25 protein-coding genes and 1 riboswitch are annotated in these 18,927 nt (G+C 46.4%); of the genes, 11 read left to right on the top strand and 14 right to left on the bottom strand.

The window, feature by feature from the left end; all coding sequences use genetic code 11:
• Positions 1-26 precede the first annotated feature (26 nt).
• Positions 27-1,061 carry an SGNH/GDSL hydrolase family protein gene (locus tag NG796_RS19365; RefSeq protein WP_261208538.1) on the bottom strand — a complete coding sequence of 345 codons (1,035 nt, stop codon included), beginning with the start codon at positions 1,059-1,061 and terminating at the stop codon, positions 27-29.
• A 531-nt stretch (positions 1,062-1,592) separates the two neighbouring features.
• On the bottom strand, positions 1,593-2,045 hold the full coding sequence (locus NG796_RS19360) for a peroxiredoxin (protein ID WP_261208537.1): 453 nt from the start codon (positions 2,043-2,045) through the stop codon (positions 1,593-1,595).
• 196 nt (positions 2,046-2,241) lie between these two features.
• Here NG796_RS19360 and NG796_RS19355 point away from each other — a divergent pair, with 196 nt between their 5' ends.
• Complete coding sequence (locus tag NG796_RS19355; RefSeq protein WP_261208536.1) at positions 2,242-2,829, top strand: tetratricopeptide repeat protein; 588 nt, start codon at positions 2,242-2,244, stop codon at positions 2,827-2,829.
• 146 nt (positions 2,830-2,975) lie between these two features.
• Here the strand turns inward: NG796_RS19355 and NG796_RS19350 are convergent, their stop codons facing one another.
• Both NG796_RS19350 and NG796_RS19345 read right to left on the bottom strand, forming a co-directional pair.
• Entirely contained in the window at positions 2,976-3,863 is an 888-nt protein-coding gene (locus tag NG796_RS19350; RefSeq protein WP_261208535.1) for a metal ABC transporter permease, read from the bottom strand.
• Positions 3,864-4,047: 184 nt separating this feature from the next.
• Complete coding sequence (locus tag NG796_RS19345; protein WP_261208534.1) at positions 4,048-4,845, bottom strand: metal ABC transporter ATP-binding protein; 798 nt, start codon at positions 4,843-4,845, stop codon at positions 4,048-4,050.
• A gap of 77 nt (positions 4,846-4,922) precedes the next feature.
• On the opposite strand from NG796_RS19345, the gene NG796_RS19340 reads away from it, so the two are divergent.
• Positions 4,923-5,921 carry a metal ABC transporter solute-binding protein, Zn/Mn family gene (locus NG796_RS19340; protein WP_261208533.1) on the top strand — a complete coding sequence of 333 codons (999 nt, stop codon included), beginning with the start codon at positions 4,923-4,925 and terminating at the stop codon, positions 5,919-5,921.
• Positions 5,922-6,075: 154 nt separating this feature from the next.
• Here NG796_RS19340 and NG796_RS19335 read toward each other — a convergent pair whose 3' ends face one another.
• Complete coding sequence (locus tag NG796_RS19335; RefSeq protein WP_261208532.1) at positions 6,076-6,432, bottom strand: hypothetical protein; 357 nt, start codon at positions 6,430-6,432, stop codon at positions 6,076-6,078.
• A gap of 882 nt (positions 6,433-7,314) precedes the next feature.
• Between NG796_RS19335 and NG796_RS19330 the strand changes: the two genes are divergently transcribed.
• The 6 genes from NG796_RS19330 (at position 7,315) to NG796_RS19305 (ending at position 11,750) form a co-directional block, all read left to right on the top strand.
• Entirely contained in the window at positions 7,315-7,569 is a 255-nt protein-coding gene (locus tag NG796_RS19330) for a hypothetical protein (protein ID WP_261208531.1), read from the top strand.
• A 121-nt stretch (positions 7,570-7,690) separates the two neighbouring features.
• Positions 7,691-8,269 (top strand): Crp/Fnr family transcriptional regulator, encoded by a 579-nt coding sequence (locus NG796_RS19325; protein WP_261208530.1) that lies wholly within the window; start codon positions 7,691-7,693, stop codon positions 8,267-8,269.
• A gap of 137 nt (positions 8,270-8,406) precedes the next feature.
• A riboswitch (cobalamin riboswitch) is annotated at positions 8,407-8,583 on the top strand.
• Between the two features lie 433 nt (positions 8,584-9,016).
• On the top strand, positions 9,017-9,625 hold the full coding sequence (locus tag NG796_RS19320) for a HupE/UreJ family protein (RefSeq protein ID WP_261208529.1): 609 nt from the start codon (positions 9,017-9,019) through the stop codon (positions 9,623-9,625).
• Between the two features lie 78 nt (positions 9,626-9,703).
• Complete coding sequence (gene cobW, locus NG796_RS19315) at positions 9,704-10,744, top strand: cobalamin biosynthesis protein CobW (RefSeq protein WP_261208528.1); 1,041 nt, start codon at positions 9,704-9,706, stop codon at positions 10,742-10,744.
• 410 nt (positions 10,745-11,154) lie between these two features.
• Complete coding sequence (locus NG796_RS19310) at positions 11,155-11,364, top strand: DUF2281 domain-containing protein (RefSeq protein ID WP_261208527.1); 210 nt, start codon at positions 11,155-11,157, stop codon at positions 11,362-11,364.
• A 2-nt stretch (positions 11,365-11,366) separates the two neighbouring features.
• Positions 11,367-11,750: a type II toxin-antitoxin system VapC family toxin gene (locus NG796_RS19305; protein ID WP_261208526.1), complete on the top strand. Its 384-nt coding sequence runs from the start codon at positions 11,367-11,369 to the stop codon at positions 11,748-11,750.
• Between the two features lie 132 nt (positions 11,751-11,882).
• On the opposite strand, the gene NG796_RS19300 is transcribed toward NG796_RS19305, so the two are convergent.
• From NG796_RS19300 to NG796_RS19280, 5 genes are all read right to left on the bottom strand, one after another.
• Positions 11,883-12,590: a hypothetical protein gene (locus NG796_RS19300; protein WP_261208525.1), complete on the bottom strand. Its 708-nt coding sequence runs from the start codon at positions 12,588-12,590 to the stop codon at positions 11,883-11,885.
• Entirely contained in the window at positions 12,583-13,776 is a 1,194-nt protein-coding gene (locus tag NG796_RS19295) for an AAA family ATPase (RefSeq protein ID WP_261208524.1), read from the bottom strand. The genes NG796_RS19300 and NG796_RS19295 overlap by 8 nt, the downstream gene beginning before the upstream one ends.
• A 318-nt stretch (positions 13,777-14,094) precedes the next feature.
• The gene (locus NG796_RS26600) at positions 14,095-14,247 is read right to left on the bottom strand and encodes a hypothetical protein (RefSeq protein ID WP_411268821.1); all 153 of its coding nucleotides are present in this window, start codon (positions 14,245-14,247) and stop codon (positions 14,095-14,097) included.
• Between the two features lie 368 nt (positions 14,248-14,615).
• Positions 14,616-15,020, bottom strand: a complete 405-nt coding sequence (locus NG796_RS19285; protein ID WP_261208523.1) for a type II toxin-antitoxin system VapC family toxin — start codon at positions 15,018-15,020, stop codon at positions 14,616-14,618.
• On the bottom strand, positions 15,017-15,319 hold the full coding sequence (locus NG796_RS19280; protein ID WP_261208522.1) for a hypothetical protein: 303 nt from the start codon (positions 15,317-15,319) through the stop codon (positions 15,017-15,019). The genes NG796_RS19285 and NG796_RS19280 overlap by 4 nt, the downstream gene beginning before the upstream one ends.
• A 309-nt stretch (positions 15,320-15,628) precedes the next feature.
• Between NG796_RS19280 and NG796_RS19275 the strand changes: the two genes are divergently transcribed.
• Both NG796_RS19275 and NG796_RS19270 read left to right on the top strand, forming a co-directional pair.
• Entirely contained in the window at positions 15,629-15,892 is a 264-nt protein-coding gene (locus NG796_RS19275) for a hypothetical protein (RefSeq protein ID WP_261208521.1), read from the top strand.
• Positions 15,893-15,897: 5 nt separating this feature from the next.
• On the top strand, positions 15,898-16,302 hold the full coding sequence (locus NG796_RS19270) for a type II toxin-antitoxin system VapC family toxin (RefSeq protein WP_261208520.1): 405 nt from the start codon (positions 15,898-15,900) through the stop codon (positions 16,300-16,302).
• A gap of 118 nt (positions 16,303-16,420) precedes the next feature.
• Here the strand turns inward: NG796_RS19270 and NG796_RS19265 are convergent, their stop codons facing one another.
• Both NG796_RS19265 and NG796_RS19260 read right to left on the bottom strand, forming a co-directional pair.
• Positions 16,421-16,627, bottom strand: a complete 207-nt coding sequence (locus tag NG796_RS19265) for a type II toxin-antitoxin system HicA family toxin (protein WP_261208519.1) — start codon at positions 16,625-16,627, stop codon at positions 16,421-16,423.
• Positions 16,624-16,830 carry a type II toxin-antitoxin system HicB family antitoxin gene (locus tag NG796_RS19260; RefSeq protein WP_261208518.1) on the bottom strand — a complete coding sequence of 69 codons (207 nt, stop codon included), beginning with the start codon at positions 16,828-16,830 and terminating at the stop codon, positions 16,624-16,626. Before NG796_RS19260 ends, NG796_RS19265 begins: the two co-directional genes overlap by 4 nt.
• A 274-nt stretch (positions 16,831-17,104) precedes the next feature.
• Between NG796_RS19260 and NG796_RS19255 the strand changes: the two genes are divergently transcribed.
• Positions 17,105-17,350, top strand: a complete 246-nt coding sequence (locus NG796_RS19255) for a UPF0175 family protein (RefSeq protein WP_261208517.1) — start codon at positions 17,105-17,107, stop codon at positions 17,348-17,350.
• A 189-nt stretch (positions 17,351-17,539) separates the two neighbouring features.
• On the opposite strand, the gene NG796_RS19250 is transcribed toward NG796_RS19255, so the two are convergent.
• The gene (locus NG796_RS19250) at positions 17,540-18,181 is read right to left on the bottom strand and encodes a GUN4 domain-containing protein (RefSeq protein ID WP_261208516.1); all 642 of its coding nucleotides are present in this window, start codon (positions 18,179-18,181) and stop codon (positions 17,540-17,542) included.
• A gap of 129 nt (positions 18,182-18,310) precedes the next feature.
• A complete protein-coding gene (locus NG796_RS19245; protein WP_261208515.1) occupies positions 18,311-18,565 on the bottom strand; it encodes a polyprotein in 255 nt (84 codons plus the stop codon).
• Positions 18,566-18,927 lie beyond the last annotated feature (362 nt).

Genomic DNA, 18,927 nt, shown 5'->3' with positions numbered 1-18,927 from the left:
AAAAGATTACATTTTTTGGACTGCCCTTAATTTGAACCCATTTGAACAGGCATCCGCGATTTAATCCGTTTCTGAGTCCCCCTCGGAGGGACTGTCAGTCTTTCCTTGCCCGAACTCACATCAGAATCGATCGCCGCTTCGCTATTTTCTAATAACTGAAAAGCGTAGACTCCCAGTTTTTCATGGGCAAAAGTCGTCGGATGAATATCATCCCAAAATAGATAATCTTGGGGATTTTTACAAATCATCCCCCTTTGTTGATTTAGACAAGGTTCGGTGACATTTTCAAAGCCAAAATCCGCCGGATTTTCCAACACCCGATTATAAATTTCATTGACATTCAAAGGAATGATTTCTACCTCCGAACCCAGGCGGAGGCTTAACTGTTGCAGAGATTGGGCTAATCCCTGATTATGCAGGCGAATTAATTCATTTAACTGCACTGAACTTTGCCGATTTCTAGTTGCCGGTAAATTCCCTAAATCCGGCAGATTCGGCACTAGGAAATTTTGAGCGCCCATTGCCGCCAGGGTGGCGATCGCCTCCGAAACATTGGACACAGGTTGAGTGGGATTTCTTTCCTGATTCCCCAGGTAATCGTTCGGTCCTGCCCAGACAATATAAAGGGCTTTTGGGTCTGCTGAATCTTGGGTTTGTTGGAAGCGATTCACCTGATCCAACAGTCCTCGGGACGGGGTTTCATTGCGATTCATTTCCCCCGTTATCGCCCCCCCTGATGCAAAATTTGTATCCGGATTAAACGGAATATTTAACTGTTCTGCCAGATATTCTACCCACACCGGGCCATTAGAAAAACGCCCCTGAAAGTACAAGGAACTCGGAGGAATTTGAGCTTGGGACCGTTGAAACAATTGTCCCGTATCGGAGAGACTGTCACCAAAAACATATATCTCGGTAAAGTTAGCTGCCATAACAGGATCGGGAATTAGAAACGAAAAAAGGACGGCTGCACTCGCTAAAATCCGTTGTCGCATGGTAATCTTCAGAAGGTCTCCTGGGGTAATCACCGGGGATGGAAGAGAGTCGCAATCTGGACTCACTCATTTCAATTCTCTGGCGGAAGAAAGAACGGTCCGGAATAACTCTATTTTTTCACGTCCCTAGCCCGGTTGCCCTCTCTCGCGAGTCGGACATTTCCAAAGGAGATAGCTAGTCCCCTCAGCAGTTAGGCATAATAATTTTTAGGGAATTTTAAAAAAAAATACCTCTTTAGAATAAGTAATTTGGTTGTATTTTGTGCTATCATCAATCCGAAATAGTAGCCTAACGTAAATTGCTGCTTAAAACTTCCGCACTCTTGAATTTTAAACCCTAAATAATAGGGGCGATTCACGTTCTCGCCCCTACCCTAAACGCGGTATTTTAGAATTTCCAAACGTTCCCTTTATTCAGGGTGAACTCCTCAAAATTAGACTTCTTGCAAACTTCTTTAAAGCCCCCCAGCAAATAAACATTTATTCCTCTGGCTTCCCCCTTCTTAAGGGGGACGGGAGGGGGATAATCAAGGGGTTTGGGGGGATCAATCCGGATTTTTGCAAGAGGTCTATTGAGTCAAATAGGAGTGAATCGGTTTAGATTTCTTTTAGAGTTTTGAGAGACTCTTCTACATGACCCTCAAAATTCATCATGGAATTGAAGATATGGCGGACAACGCCCTGTTTATCAATTACATAAGTGACGCGCCCGGGGAGGAGTCCCAGAGTTGAAGGGACCCCATAAAGCTTGCGAAGGGCTTTATCGCGATCGCTTAACAGAGTAAAGGGCAGACTGTACTTACTGGCGAATTTTTGGTGAGAATCCGCCGAATCGCTGCTGACCCCGATCACCTCGGCCCCCGCTTGTTTGAACTGTTCATAACTATCGCGAAAGGCGCAAGATTCCTTTGTGCATCCGGGAGTATCATCTTTTGGATAAAAATAGAGCACCACACTAGATTTCCCTCGAAAATCGCTGAGTTTAACGGGTTCGCCGGTTTGGGATGGCAAACTAAAATCCGGGGCGGTATCTCCAATTTGTACGCTCATAATCCCTTGTCCTGGGTATTTTCTTTGCAAAATGTTAACTTTTGTAATGTTACCGCAATTTGTCCCCGCAATGGTAGCTCTCCCCGGTGAAGAAATTAGAGAAAGGCTTGATTTAGCCATCAGACTAGGCACTCCCTGAAATTCTCAGTGCAGGTCCGGTCATCATCTACACAAGATTAGAAAAAATTAATCAATCATGATTCGACATTTCCTCGCCTGTGGACTCGCTAGTGTAGTCCTTGTCACCGCGATACCCAGGGTCTCTCATGCCACCCTGCCTCCTGTGAGTCAAAGTAATTCCTTAGAAGCTTTAGAACAGGCAGAAGCTTACAATAACGAGGGATATGATTTAGCGACTCAGGGAAAATTCATCGAAGCAGTGACAGCTTTTGAACAAGCGATCGCCTTGTATCCCGCTTATGATACGGCCTACAATAACTTGGGAATTGCTTATGCCCAAATGGGCAATTTCTCAGCAGCGGTGAGTGCTTTTGAGCAAGCGCTTACCCTGAATGCTGGCAATGTGGAATACTATAATAACCTGGGCAGTGCCTTGGGTTCCTTGGGGAGAATCTCCGAAGCGACTAACGTTTTGAGAGAGGCGATCGCCCGCTATCCCAACGAACCCGATAGCCATTTTAATTTAGCGATTGCCTTCTTAAATCAAAATCAATTTTCTGAAGCCCTTGCTACCTTGAAAACCGCCCGAGATTTATACCAAATCCGCAATAATTTTCAAGCCGTTCAACAAATTAATCAGATTTTACAAGACTTAGAACCCTAACCCAAAATCGTCTACTTTGACTCGATAATAACCCGCAGCGTCAAACCGGGGGCTATACGAACAGAGCCTCTCCTACGCGGGCTATAAAGAATAGAGAAGAAAGGGTTTTTTACCTTGGGTATAACCTAAAATCTGGAGAGTTGGCCCTAGCGAAATAACCCTTTGATTTCTTGCCAAAAGGGGGAAGTCTCCCCTTTGGCCCGAGGATGAGTCAGGATTCCATGACTCGGACTCAAGAGCAAAGCTAACAGGAAAAAGCCTGAAACTACTAATACAATCGCTGGACCCGAGGGGATATTTTGATAAAAACTCAAATACATTCCTGAGACACTGGAAACAATGCCAATCAACGCCCCAACAATCATCACCTGATGGAGGCGAGGAACCAATAAATAGGCGGTGGCACCCGGGGCAATCAGCAGGGATAAAACGAGCACCACCCCCACCGCTTTCATACTGGCAACGACGGTTAGGGCAATCAAAACCATTAACCCAAAATTGAGCAAATTCACGGGCAGTCCGGCAGCTTGAGCGCCCAAGGGGTCAAAGGTGTAAAACAAGAGTTCTTTGTACAGTAAAAAAACTACCGCGAGGGTTAACAGGGCAATCAGGGCGGTGGTTGTTACATCTTCTAGGGTAACCGAAAGAATGTTGCCGAATAAAAAATGATTGAGGTCAATTTTTTCGTCTTTTTGAATGAGGGTAATTAAGGTAATTCCGAGGGCAAAAAAGGAGGATAAAACGATTCCCATTGCGGCATCTTCTTTAATGGGCGATCGCGTTCTAATCCAGGCAATTACCACGGTACTCAGAACCCCGGCAATAAAGGCCCCCACAAAAATATTGGCCCCAATCGTATAGGCGACAGCCAATCCGGGAAGAACCGAATGCCCGATCGCATCTCCTAATAAAGCCAGACGCTGAACCATTAAATAACTGCCAACCACGGCACAAATCAAGCCCACTAAAATCGCTACGATGAGCGATCGCTGCATAAAACTATATTGGAGGGGTTCAATTAATCCGTCTAACATGGCAGGGGAATTTATACAGAATGTAGGGGGTTATTGGGAACCTTACCTCCGGTCCCCTCCCCTGTGTCTTGGGGAGGGGACCGGAAACGTAAAAAACTACTCTTGTAAGGGCTGGGGGCTAGGTTTTCTGCTCTCTTCTCCCCCCTTCCCTACGAGGGATGGGGGGCTGGGGGGGTGAGGTTTTCTAGGCAGCCCGATCGCTAAAAAATTGCACCTGTCCTTGATAGGCGCGATACATATTGTCCGATCGCAGGACTTGTTCTCGTCCACCACAGGCAATTAATTCCCGATTTAACAGGATTAAATCATCAAAATGGGTAATCGATTCCCCGAGGTCGTGATTCACCACAACTACAATGTTTCCCGCTACGGCGAGTTCATGAAAAATCTCAAACAGGACGGTTTCGGTTTTTTGGTCGATGCCCACAAAAGGCTCATCGAAACAGAATATCTCGGCTTGTTGAGCCAGCGATCGCGCTAAAAACACTCGCTGCTGTTGTCCCCCGGATAAATCCCCAATTTTGCGGTTGCGGTAGTCACTCATGCCAACTCGGGCGATCGCATCGGAGGCAATTTGACGACTGACGGTACTATAGCGTCTAAACCAGCCGGTTTTTTTGGCCCGTCCCATCATTACCACATCCCAAACCGTAGCAGGATAGGTCCAGTCAATGTGCGATCGCTGGGGAACGTAAGCGATGCGATCGCGTTGTTCCATCAGGGGTTTCCCCTCATAGAGGACCCTACCGCTGAGAATGGGGGTTAATCCTAACATCGCTTTGATTAAGGTGCTTTTCCCAGCACCATTGGGTCCAATCACCCCGGTGAGGCGTCCACTGCGAATCACCGCGTTAACATCGGTGAGGGCCTCGACCTGGCGATAATTGACGCCCAGATGACTAACAGAAATCCCTTTTTCTGAGGGAGTTTGAGGGCGATTTGTCCAAGAACTGTCCGGGTTGAAAGGGTTAGGTCTTTTCATAACGGTTTCTAAAATTTAGCTTTTAATTCCAGGATAGTGTAAATATGAACCCATTGTGAATAAAATATGAAACAAAAATGAAAACCTCTATCCACAGGAGAGCGATCGCGGACTATCCGGGAAAACAATCTCTATTAAAATTAGCCACAGGACTGATTTTAGGGTTCTGCCTGAGTAGCTGTACTAACCCTGGGGTGAATCAGGCGGGGGAGAGTTCAGGTAGTCAGCCGCAAGTAGTCTCTACCAGTACCATTATTGCCGACTTAGCCGAGTCCATTGCTACGGAAGAGATTCAACTCAGCAGTATTTTGACCCCGGGAGTGGATCCGCATATTTATGAACCCGTCCCCGCTGACTCCATTGCCTTGGAGAATGCGGATTTGATTCTCTATAACGGCTATAACCTAGAACCGGAACTGATTAAATTGATGAATGCGGCGGGGGTGAATGCTCGGAAAGTTGCCGTGGGGGAAGTCGCACTCCCTTTACTGATGGAGAAGCAGGCGGCAACGACGGCGGACCCTCATGTGTGGGGGGATGTCACAAATGCGATCGCAATGGTGAACGCCATTCGGGATGCCTTAAGCGAACTCTCCCCAGAAAATGCCGCTGCGATCGCGGAAAATGCCGCCAACTATACCGCCACCTTGGAAGAACTCCACCGCTGGATTCAAGGGCAAATTGCCACCATTCCCCCAGAAAACCGCCGCTTAGTCACCACTCATGATGCCTTCCAATACTATGCCCAAAGCTATGGATTAAAGATTATCGGCACGTTAATCGGCATCAGTACGGAGGAACAACCCAGCGCCCAAACCGTGACGCGGTTGGTAGAAGACATTAAAAGGGCTCAGGTTCCGGCTATTTTTGCGGAAACCACCATTAATCCACAGCTTATCCGCACTGTAGCAGCGGAGGCCGGAGTTAAATTAGCCCCGCAGGAACTGTATTCCGACTCCATTGGTGTAGCCGGTAGCGAGTCTGACTCTTATATTAAGATGATGGTCTCGAATACCCGTGCAGTGGTAGAAGCATTGGGCGGGACTTATACCCCGTTTGTAGAAGCCCAGAAGTAGAGGCGGATGTCGGGGATGGGTTCACATCTGCCCCGGGGTAGAGAAAAACTGCCCGTTTGGAATTGGCAATTTTTCTTTACCCGTTCTTTACTTTTTCTTGCTAAGTTGGCGCTACAGCGGTGGAATGAAGCCGAACGGACGCCTTAAAACCGGCTTAAGCAACGGATTTTTGGGCTTTGGCATTCAACCTGAGATTTCCATGACCATCAATGCTGAAATCCACTCCGGGAATTAAGCCTTTGTGAATCAAGCGCTGATAGAGGGTGGTCCGGAGATTGCTTTGGATTTGAGCCATGATATCGGCGGGAATCAGATGGGCGATCGCCCAAACGACCGCATCCCAGTCCAACCATAGCAACCGTTCGATGCTGACAATGATCACGCCGGATAACTCTTCGAGGGTCATCCGGGTCCGGAGATCGGCGATCGTATCTTTCCCGATCGCCATGTGTCGGGTCATCATCACCCGAGTCATTTTGGTGGTTTCTCGTTCTAGTTCTAGGAGGTTCATCTGGGATTCCTTTGCTGATAGTAGGCCGTTGGACAGCAGATTTGTCACGTACCAGCGGCGATCGGGGCAGCCAATCTTTCCGCCTCTCCATCCCGCTTTTGTTCACTGTACCGGAATCCGGTCTAAATCTCTACCTTTTGGAGGATGTTGAATCTTAATTTATTTAAACTATTGGCTCCCCTCCCTCCCCAAGTTAGGGTCCCCCCTGCTTACCCCAGTAGGGTTAAAACGCGGAACTGCACCTGAGGTCCCCTCCCTTTGGTAAGGGGAGGGGAGTGGAAATGGTCTTAAACTTGTGAGGCAAATCCCCACTGAATGTAAAAAACCTTACCCTCGTAAGGTTCCCCATGCTAGACCCTTGTTCATTGCATTGCTCAAAGTTGCCCTATCCTTCGGAGGATCCCGCAGCAATAGCCGGAAAATAACGGAGTGGTTCACCTAATTTTTGCCTGATTTCCCAGGGGCTTTGGGCCGGGGTCCCCGGTTGGTCCTCTGCGAGAGTTCCAACGGTCTTGATGCCCTCAGAAACCCGACTTAATTGAAAATATTTCTTTTGACTGATTTGGTAGATAGGTGACTAAAGATACCCTAGTAATAATGCGCTTATTACTTAAAAGAACAGACTGCTTACCGGGGAAAACTGCTAAAAAACATAGGTCCCAAACCTTGCAAAATTTTCCCGCAGCAATGGCCGAACCTGAACTCGGCTAAAAATCGGTTTCCGGCCTAGACCTGAACCGCAAAAATTGAAGGCCCAGGGGTTAATTGCCACAAGTTGGCAATAACGCTAAAGTGTTCAGGAGGGGGAATCTGTGCTAACAAATTCCGGTACAGGGCTTGATTCTCCCGCAAATAGCCAAGGGAAAGAGTGGGGTTAAGACAATGCAGGACAAATTTGATTTTATATCTCCTCGCAGTCGTTACTACGGCAAAATTACGCCAGAGCATCCAGAAAATATGGTGTTTAATGCCAACTTGCAGGAGTTTGCCCAGCGCGTTAGCGTGATTAGCTGTTTAGAAACCGGGGGGAAATTACCGCCAGAGGACGCTTACAAACAAATTAAAAGACTTTGGAAACAGCTCAAACGGACTAAAAAACAATTAAGAATTGGCACTGAGTCCGATGAGGCTGAATAACATTTTCAAGCCGAAAAAAGAGGCGACTGCCCCCGCATTTCCCCAATGCACTTTTGGGGCGATCGCCTCTTTTTTCATCCAATTTCAAAACCACTCATAATAATCTCAGAACTATATTTTTATGACCATTGCAACGTTAGCTTCAGTCCCCTCCACCCTGCGGCGAACCTTCCGCCGCAAAGACTCAATTCCGATGTGGCAAGATATCCTGTGGAAAATCGATGGCGGAGTGGTCCGGACGATCGCCTGGACGGAAGAGGGGTCCACCATCGCTTCGGGATATTGGGGTCCAGGAGATGTGGTGGGTGAACCCCTCTGTTGCATTAACGGGTATCAAATAGAATGTTTAACCTCCGTGGAAGTCAGCATGATTCCAGGGCATCAGTGGCAACAAGTCTTAGAGGCGATTCGCACCCACGCTCAAAAAACCGAGGAACTCCTTACTATTATTCACTGCAAGCAAGTCCAGGAACGCTTGCTTAAATTTTTGGTCTGGTTAGGCGATAAATTCGGTCGCCCTGTGGAACAGGGACGGTTGCTAGAAGTGCCGATCACCCATCAAGAAATTGCCGAGGCGATCGGTATCTCCCGGGTTACGGTGACTCGCCTCCTCCAACGCCTGGAAAATGAAGGGGCGATCGCCCGTCCCCATCGTCAATCCATTTTGCTGTACGAATCCATTGGGTTACCCCTGGTTTAACTCATTCATCCCACCCCCAGGGCCTAACCTAGCGTTGGCCCCTTTTTTGCCCGCTGACTCACCCGAAAACCGGGATAACTGGGCAACTTTTTAAGCTTCTCTCATTTCCCCCGTCGTAAAGTGTCACCGATGGGGTAAGATATGCCCTATCAGGCGGTTCTGATGGGGTCCAGCCATTAGACGCAAGGGGGAAAGCCCGGTCCCAATCCGGCACTGTCCCGCAACTGTGATCCCAACTCCAGCTTTCCGGTAAATCTCCATTTGCCCTCTGGGGTTGGTAAGTCAGAATGCCCACCGCCTCGGTCGTCCACCCTTTACATTCATCTGCGAGGTACAGATGGGCATTGATTTTCCTTTACTAGAACCCTCTATTCTTTCGATAGTAGCCCTTGCGCGGAACAGTGCGGCAGCGCGATCGTACTTTTGACCCTACACCAACGCCGAGGGGAAAAATTTGCGGTCTTTGTGAGTTCTGTAAACTAGACCCAGTTCTCACATTTTAGCCACTTTTCCGGAAACCCAGGTCTCGGAATGGTTCCGAGTGCCTGATTTTTTCTCCCCATTGCCAGGAGTTAATCCTCACCTTTCCTAAAAAATGGAGTCTGTGTCGCACTTATACCCGTGGCCTGACTCACTTATAGATGTTGACCCGATCAATTTTTTTTAACCTAACCCATCATGCTAAAGCCAATCCTCAACCGATTCTCATCTGTTCTACCCCATGAACCCAGAATAAAAGGGGGAGTGATGATAGTTGCCCTCGCCATTGCCTTGTTCTGGGGAATCGAACCGGCATTCGCCCATCACGGGATGGATTCCGCGACACCGAGTAACGTGTGGGAGGGACTCCTCTCGGGATTCGCACATCCAATTATCGGGTTAGATCATTTCGCCTTTGTCGTGGCGATCGCCTTACTTTCTGCCTTCCATCCCTACGGTATCGCCATTCCCATCACCTTTGCGATCGCGGCAATGGGAGGCACCGGAATTCACTTACTCACCCTAGATATTCCAGCGGTACAAATCATCATTGCCGCTTCCGTCCTCCTTGTCGGAATCCTCCTCGGGATGAAAGAACGGCCTAATTTAAAGCTTGTCGCTGCGATCGCTGCTGTCGCTGGCATCTTTCATGGTTATGCTTACGGAGAAGCCATCATCGGCGCAGAAACCGCCCCTCTATTGGCTTATCTGATTGGATTTACCGCGATCCAAATCGCCATCGCCTCCGCTGCGATCGGCTTCGTCCGCAAAACGCTCACCGCTTTGGATCAAGACCCCAACTTATCCCTCCGATTTGCTGGATTTGCGATCGGTGGCATCGGCGCAGCATTTCTCGCCTCTTCAATTTTAGGTTAATCCCCGTCCTCAACATCAACCCGATGACGTATCCAACCCTCATCGGGTCTAATTTTTCACTTTATCTCACATCACCCCATGCATAAAATTCCCGTTACCGTCATCACAGGTTTTCTCGGTGCTGGCAAAACCAGCACCATTCGCAACCTCCTCCAAAACAATCAAGGACGGCGCATTGCCGTAATCGTCAATGAATTTGGCGAAGTCGGCATCGATGGCGAGTTTCTCAAATCCTGTCAAGTGTGTGACGAATCTCCCGCTACCGAAAGCAATATTATTGAGCTTACCAACGGTTGCCTCTGTTGTACCGTTCAAGAGGAATTTTTGCCTACCATGCAGGAATTGCTCAAACAGCGCGATCGCCTCGATTGTATGTTAATCGAAACCTCCGGACTCGCCCTCCCCAAACCCCTGATCCAAGCCTTTCGCTGGCCGGAAATTCGCACGGGTGCAACAGTAGATGGCGTGGTTACCTTGGTCGATTGTGAGGCCGTCGCAGCCGGTACCCTCGTCGGCGATATCGACGCCTTAGAACAAGCGCGCCAAGCCGACCCCAATTTAGACCATGAAACCCCGATCGAAGAACTGTTTGAAGATCAACTCGCTTGTGCGGACTTAGTATTACTTACTAAAGTCGATTTAGTCGATGTGGCAACTCAAACAAAAGTCATCACTTGGCTGCGATCGCAACTTCCCCCTCACGTCAAAATTGTACCCTGCAAAAGCAGTGAAATTACCGCCGACTTACTCCTCGGATTTAATGCTGCCGTCGAAGACAACCTCGACAGCCGTCCCAGCCATCACGACACCGAGGAAGAGCATGACCACGATGATGATATCAATTCAGTCAACATTATCCTCGACCAAACCTTTGAACCTAAAACCCTAGTTAAGCAGCTAGAAAACTTAGTAGAACAATTAGAAATTTATCGTATCAAAGGATTTGTTTCCGTCCTCAATAAACCCATGCGCTTAGTCTTACAAGGCGTTGGCAAACGCTTCGACCACTTCTACGATCGCCCTTGGCAAGAAGCCGAACCCCGCCAAACCCGCCTAGTCTTCATCGGACGCAACCTCAACCGTGAGCGTATTTTAGAGGCGATCGTCCCCAGTTCCTAACACTAACTTCAGTCGTTTCTTCCCCTGCACCCAAGGATTGGATGCAGGGGAATTTTTAAAAGATTGCACGCGATCGGTTCAGAAACCTTCTGCCTCAATTTTTATGAGGATGCAGAACCCCTGCCAGAAACCCGCTGTGTTTGCTGCCACTTTACTCATTTTGGGAACCTTGCCTCCCCAACTGTTTTTGACCTAGGCGAAACACCATCTGACTGGCCTTGATAGCCGCAATGTGTTATGCTAACAAGAACAGAACAAGGATTCAGCAGGTTAAAACCAATAGCTATAGTCTAGTCGGTTGGCTTGCCTAAAAGCTAGGGGAGGACTAACCTACATCAAATCCCAGGGTCTGTGAAAGCCCAGTCAAAGAGGGGATTGATTCATACATAGGCAGATTTTCAAGGAAAAAAATGATAGAGAATGCGATTTTAAAAAATGTGGAAAAACTCCCAGAATCTGTAAAACAGTCAGTTTTGGACTATACAGAATTTTTGGTGAACCGATATACGACAGCCCCCGCTAAAACACCCCAGCGAGGCGGGCTCGGGATTTGGCAGGGTCAAATCTGGATGTCTGACGATTTTGATGAACCTCTGGAAGATTTAAAGGATTATATGTAAACATGAAGTGCCTACTGGATACCCATACTTTGCTTTGGTATTTGCAAAACAGTGAAAATTTAAGTGATGGAGTCACCGAAATTTTGGAAGATGCCAATAACAATCTCTCGGTGAGTATTGCCAGTTTGTGGGAAATTTCAATTAAATTGGGTTTAGGCAAACTTAGGCTACAGAAACCATTTTCTGATTTAGAGGAAGTGCTACAACAACTAAAAATAGAAGTTTTGACCATCACTTTTTCTGATACAGCGTGCTACCTTACCCTACCCCTGCATCATCGCGATCCATTTGATAGGATTTTGGTGGCGCAAGCCATGAATCATCGCTTGATTTTGATTAGTCGAGATTCGGCTTTTGATGCCTATTCCATTCACCGAGTCTGGTAATAATTTGGCCGGGTGTTAATCTGTTGCTGTTCTTGAGCAATTATAGCCGAATTCTGAAAAGCCAAATTTCTCAGGAGGGAAATAAGAACGACTTCAATCATTAACAGGCTCTAGAGAAACAGAACTAACCCCCTACGACAGGAAACGGACTACAGTTAATACAGTCTGCTCAAAATCGGCAGCTTGGCTACAAAGTCCTTTGACTTGTATCCAATGCTGGGTAATACATGGCACATGGACTTGGTAATCTCGCTTGTTTTTCTTGATGCGCTGTCCCTTGGGTAGGGTTGCGAGTCTATTCTCCAGATTGACATCGCACTCGCCCTTAACTAGGAGGGAATGCCCTGGAGCGAGTACCGCCGCTGCTAACCAAGTGCCGGAGGATTGGGCAGGCAGGCAGAACACCGTGCGATCGCCAGGTATAGCCCCTCCTAACCAGCTTTGAATCACGATCATCAGAGCATTCACCGTATCAGCTACAGGAGGACAGGGCTGTGAGCAGGGGAGAGTTCCCCACTTGTTCTGCTGCGCTAGTTCTGTCACCGCTGCTCCACAGTTATCATATTGCCCCATTGAGACATCCACATCGACATGAATAATCAGCAAATCAAAGCTCATCAGGGTCGGGTCAGTATCCAGGGAGCCATGATGCCTCTGTTGCGCCGCATGACACCATTTCAGCACACCGCCCCAACCACTTCCCATTTGTGGTAGAGTCGCTTCCGGTTGCAGGAGCGTCAGGATAAATGGATGGGGTAAGATAGCTTTAAGGGCGGCTTGAATCACTTCAAAATCTGTTGGCCCTTCAGCTACTAGGGCAATTTTTAACGGATCAGACATTGGGAACCGCTCCTAGATGCCCCATAATCCAGAGGCGTGAGAGGGGATATTGCTGGTTCAGTTGAGTGAGTTCAGGGGTAAGTGTGAGGCGACGGATACAGGTTTGACCGTTGCTATTGCGCTCTACCACAAACAAGCGCACCTCCGAATCCAGTAAGTCCAGACCATCGAGGGCGGCTGGATTATGGACCGTTAACAGCACTTGGCGCTCGCTGTCATTATCTTGAAGCCAGCCCGCAAGACGGGAAATCAGCCGGACCAGTAGCCGGGGATTCAGGGCTTGATCCAGATTGTCGATCGCCAGCAGTCGGGGAGCTTGAGGTAACAGGCAAAGCACAGCCGCAAAGATAACGTAAAGTGCGCCTTCGCTGGCATCGTAGGCGGTGAGTTCGTTGCGGCTTTGGTTCATAAAGCGATCGCTGAATTTCAGGAGTAGCTTAGTCCGAGGCACTTTGGGCGAGAGCAGATTCGTTCCATAGCTGGTGGTTTGGATATCAGCCACCCAGTCGATTAACTCTAGCACTTGCTCCAGAATCTCCTCACCTTCTTCCCCTCTAGCGTCTAAATGCTCCCGCAGGGCGGCAAACCCTTCGGCGAGTAGTCCACCGCTCACACCCAGGGGGAGGCGCGATTGTTGGTCAGGGACAATGCCACGCAGGGTGGGAGTGTTCGGACAGTATATGGCAAATTCCTGAAGGCGCTGCATCAGTTGAGCCGCCGGATTCTTGGGGTCTAGCTCCACCAACTGCAAGGCGGCCAAGCCAGCTTTGGGGTTGAGGTTTTTCTTGTTGCGAATTCCATCAGAAAGGATTTCCTCATACCCGTCACTGAGGACTTCAGTTTTATACGACCAAGCAGGTTCCGGGGAATCCAGGGGGTTAAGCAAAGAAACGCGATAAGCTTCGTTACCTGAGCCGGTAACCTCAATGGCAATGTGTGCAGGAGTGCGGTCCGTTGCAAAGGAGCTTTTATACAGCCTGGGTAAGCCCGCCCGCACCCCACGACGCAGCAGGCTTTCATCATCAACCACGCCATTCGCTGCAGCGCCTAAGACTCCCAGGGCTTCCAGCAGGTTACTTTTGCCCGCTCCATTGGCCCCAATGAAGCAATTCACTCTACCGAGTTCTAGGGTGGCAGAGTAAATGGACTTGAAGCCTCGAATTGTGACCGTGCGAATCATCGTCATAAGTATCTTATCCCATCCTCTCCCATCGGGGCAAAAACCTCTCCCTCACGGGTTAAAATAAAACCATTATGGCACGGGAGAGGCCAGGATGATTGCGGGTTATGAGTGGGTTGGCAGTTCTCTTGAGGATTTAAAGGAGTTCCCGGAGGAGGTTCGGCAAGGTGTGGGTTATGCGCTATATCTGGCTCAATCCGGTGAAAAGCACCCGTCTGCGAAACCACTCAATAGTTGAGTTTCTATGGTAAATATTGGTGGGCATTGGGTTTCCTTCCTCAACCCAATCTACCCCTATAACAAAAAGCGAGCGCCTTGCTTTTACTATGGTTGCCAAAACCGGCCTGTGACTCGTTCGTATTCATCTTCCAGCAACCACATTTGACTTTCTTCGTAGGTATCACTGGTAAAGATAGATTTATAGTCTTGTGCGGGATTTTGAATCGAGAATTTACCGGATTGTTCTTTAACTAACATCAGAATATGAGGGAGTGAAAGCCAAGGGTCTACCCAGATTTCGGCAAATTCCCATTGTTTTTTTGTATTGTCGTAATTTGCATTTTTGCGTTTTCAGGATTTTGTGGCGCGAGGTATGACATGATATTTTCCTGTTTTTTTATTTTTATTTCTCCATTCTAATTGCAAGGATTGACCATCAAAGATGGCAGTGATTTTTTGACTGTTCATATAAGATATTATCTGGATCAGCAGGGTTGAGATTTTGGTTTGCAGCAATTGTACCTCAGAAACTGATTTTCTGGCAAAATCTCTGTGAGGATGGATAAACCTATCAGAGAAACCCGGTTTCTGCATTAACCCACTTCAAATTGTCCAATCTTCTATTGCTAATCTGCCACTTTGCTAAAGTCTCGATGATTACGAGTTAATAAAATCATTTGCCGAGACAAGGCGATCGCTGCAATTCTCGCATCCATCTGAGCCAGTTGAATCCGTTGTGAGTTTAACTGCTCTAAGGTTTGAGCTGCGATCCCATCAAAAGGGAGAATGGGTAATCGCTGAAAGTCAGCTACTAGCCTTCCCATGATCTCATAGCCCTTAACCAATTCATTCGGATAACGAGCGCGGTTAATATAGGCATGACAGCCCAGCATTTGTTCCTGAATTGTAATAATCGAAATAGCAAAATCATCCAGGGGATATTGAGCCATTCGTTCCACCAGATTCTGATAATCTGCACCCGATTGACGTTGAAGAATGCTCAGGTGATCTGTATCTAATAAATATCTCATTCTATTTCTGATGGGTCTAATACGGACTCATCGCCTCGGCGAATAGCTTGCCCTAATGCGAGGATTTCTTCAAAAGCCGGTTCATCCTTGAAAGAACCGCTAATTTGCTGTAACCAGTTGCTTGATTTCAGAGGGGCAATCTCTTCTTGAATTTGAGTAATGGCTGCTTCTACTGCTGCCATGCGTTCTTCTAGTGAAGTGTTGGTTGTCATGGATTTAAAAAAGTGGGTAGGGTTTCCAACTATTGTAGCGCAAGGCTTGAAGTCCCGATCGCCCTCGGTGAGGATGCAGACACCCATCACAGAAGGTTTCTGAGTGTAGGCGATATGGCATCCGCAATTGGAGGGCGATCGCTCCCCCGGCTGCTAAGATTTAAACAGATGTAGGCTGTTTCACCCTATGCCACAAATGATGGTAATAACCCAGATCTCCTAGCTTAGAGTCCCACCCCATTAATCAGGGTGAAGGCGCGTTCCAGAGAAGGGCGGGATTTGGCAAAAATTGGCGTGGGTATTTTCCAGGGAACGCCCCTACTTTTTGGCTCAATTGCACCGTTGTCATTCACAGGGATTAGAGTTAAAATCGGAGCAAGCTGACTGAGTAAAATTATGTCAGAACATACCCTGATTCTATCCGAAAAAACTTATCAAGCCCTCCTAAAAGTCGCCCAAAAACAAGGGTTAACTCCCGAAAAGTGGATTTTATCTCAACTTGAACAACCCCAGCATGAAGCGGAACCTTTACCTGAAAAAATCGGAGACTTAATTGGGGCGATCGATAGTCAAATGGAACCTCATCATCAGGTTCAGCCAACTGATTTTGGCGAACAGATTGCCACGAAATTATCTAAACAAGGACTGCGACGACCCTGATTTTAGTGGACACTGGGCCTCTCATTGCTATGATTGATAAAGGCCAGGGAGATACCCAGGTTAAATGTGTTCAAACTTACAAAACGCTAACAGGTTCTATGTTAACAAGATGGCCTTGTTTTACTGAAGCAATGTACTTCTTATCAGAATTGCGAGGTTGGTCAGCACAGGCTATCTTATGGGAACTCCTCAATAGAAAAGCCTTGTATCTTCATGCAGTTAATGAAGCAGAATGTCAACCCATGAAAGTTTTAATGGAAAAATATCAAGATCTGTCTATGGATTTAGCCGATGCTTCTCTGGTGGCTGTAGCAGAAAGCCAAAAAATTAAGCGAATTTTTACATTAGACAGTGATTTTTATGTTTATAGACTCTATGATAAAGATGCTTTTGAAGTTATCCCCGGATAAAAGCAAAAAACTGTGTTCAAAAACCGGGTTTCTGAGTCTAGGCGATATGGTATCTGCAATGGGATTCAATCGCTTAAAAGCAAAATCACTCTATTTTATTCTGTTTCTGGGTCTTCTTTCACAAGTCCTCCTCGGTGAGATTGGCTACTTTCATCAATGCCTTTAAAGTGCCAATTTTTAAGTCTTGATTACTATGGACAGGAATAGAGAGAATTTTTTGTTCTTCGGGATTGTTATAAATATAGTGGCTTCCTGTAATTCTCTGTAAAACCCAGCCCTTCTTTTCCACAATTTTAGAAAGTTGTTTTCCAGAAATAGACTTCATACCGCAATTTCCACAATTTCGTCTGTTGGCTCTGTTTTTTTCAGGCTATTATTCGCAACACTCAGCCAACCCTCAATGGCATCTTGTAAATTCTGCGTAACCTCTTCCAAGGTATCACCTTCGGTAATGCAACCGGGAAGGGCTGGGACTTCTGCCCAATAGCCCCCTTCTTCTGCTGGATGAATAATGGCTTTAATTTTCATAAACTTAGCTTCATCACTTTTTTTAGTTCAGTATAGCAGACTCAAACACAGTTTTCACGCCAAATGAGTAGCGGCGATCGCTGCCAGGTTTCACAGGGAATCGTTAAGTTGTTAGACTAACAACTTGCTGAGGGTTGTTGAGTGTTGTTGCCTCCAACCCATTGACCGGGCTAAGGAGCGATTTCAAGAGGCGATATTGCATCCACAACCCAGGGCGATCGCTCCCCCGGCTGCTAAGATTTAAGCAGGAGATTTCAGCCCAGGAGAGTTACCCATGAGTTTAGTGATTTCCGATGACTTAGTAAAGGCGAGTGGCCTTTCGGAAAATGAGCTATTGTTGGAAATTGTGTTGATGTTGTTTCAGCAATATAAAATTAGTTTAGGGAAAGCCAGTGAGTTATTGGGACTGCATCGGGTGCAGTTTCAACAACTGATTTCTGAGCGAGGTATTTGCGTCCACTATGATATTGAGAAGTTTCAGAAAGACCTCAAAACTTTCGAGGAAACGGAGTGTTCATGATTTTTGTCAGCTTACCCTAAATCCTGAAAGCCTGCACAGTTAGAGCAGTAGCCTAACAAAATAGGACGTAGGACAGATAGGGTGAGTTGGCTTTACTTGATTTTAAATTCACCTCTCTTTTGACCTCTTTCGATTACCGAGAAATGTTTTGGAACTCCGCTAAGATTTTTTTGTTAGCAATATAGGTAATCATAAATTGCATTCATCGATTTTTTGAGCTATAGCTAAGGTACATCCTTCGTTAAGCTCTCCCAAATAAACAGCATCAATAGATGATAATTTTCTGTTATCAATTATTTTTCCATTGCTGTGTCTATTGACTGTTCGTAAGTGAGTGGGAAGATGCCCTATTGGAGCTTTCAAAGTAAAATTAAGTTGATAAAATCTTTTAAATGCAACTGGATCATTGTGAGATATTTTCCCAACCCTGCTCTCTTCCCACCACCAGCCCACTTCGACTGGAAACCCTTTGTCTACGTGATACCCCAGACGTTCAGGATCGTATGGAGTCGGAACGAGTTCAGTTTCAAGTTCCAGACCATGCTTTTTCCAAATTTGTCTTTGAATACTATATCCAAATCGTCCCTTACTATATCTAATCCAAAGATTATCAATTTCTTGAAAATCTTGACAAGATATATTTTTTATATCTATATCCCGCAAAACTCCTTCGTGTGTTCTATCCGACAAATGTAGTAATATTTTTCTAGTTTCTATATCAGCTTTTTTAAAACTTTCAATTGCCAAAAAATTTCGTAATCTACTTTTAGATATTAGCTCTTTACGGCGATTAAATTTATAGCAAACTACAAAAAAAGAACCAAAAAACATTAATAAAAAAAATGGTAATTGACATGATTAAGGCATCTTGTTATTTACAATAATCAAACCAGACAACTATAAAGGATTGTCCCTACGTCCAGATTTTTAATTCTTTAGCAACTTTCCTCCTCTCTACAGTCAACTATATTTTCCCAAATCGTAGCGATTCTGAATCGCTGCAATGACACTGGGGTTGTTATGGTAAGCCGCACCATCAGGGCCGATATAATTGCCGTTGGAGTTAACCCGAAAGCCAGTCGATCTATTCGTAGCTGAGTTGTGAAAGTACAAATCATTGGAGTGAGGACTTCTGTGAAAAACTTCATATTGACCATTTTTTCCCGTGATGTAGCCAACCACAGTGCGATCGCCGGAATCGGAGTAGGTTTTCATAATATTTTAGCTGCTTAATTTACAAGATACAACCCTAAATTTATGCAGGGTTATATGGATTGATTGCTAATATTCTGGCAAGTGATTTTTAGTTCGTCAACCCCATAAAAAGGGGATTTAGGGGGGGATCTCTGAGGTATTTACAAACACCAAAATGGGATAATGTAGCATTTTGTTGGCAAAAGGGGGGAAAGGTGGAATAATAGGGGGTTAAAGTACCCCAAACTAGGAGCCAATAGGCATCTCCAAAAATTACAGACTATGCTATAATAAGAGCGGCTTATATTTTTTACTGCAATGAGTGTCATTCTAAAATATATTGAAGAACACCCCGATTTAACCCCGAGGCTTGTAGGAATAAC

The organism is Laspinema sp. D2d (assembly GCF_025370755.1).
Classification (GTDB): Bacteria; Cyanobacteriota; Cyanobacteriia; order Cyanobacteriales; family Laspinemataceae; genus Laspinema.
This window is presented reverse-complemented; position numbering and strand designations above follow the sequence as displayed.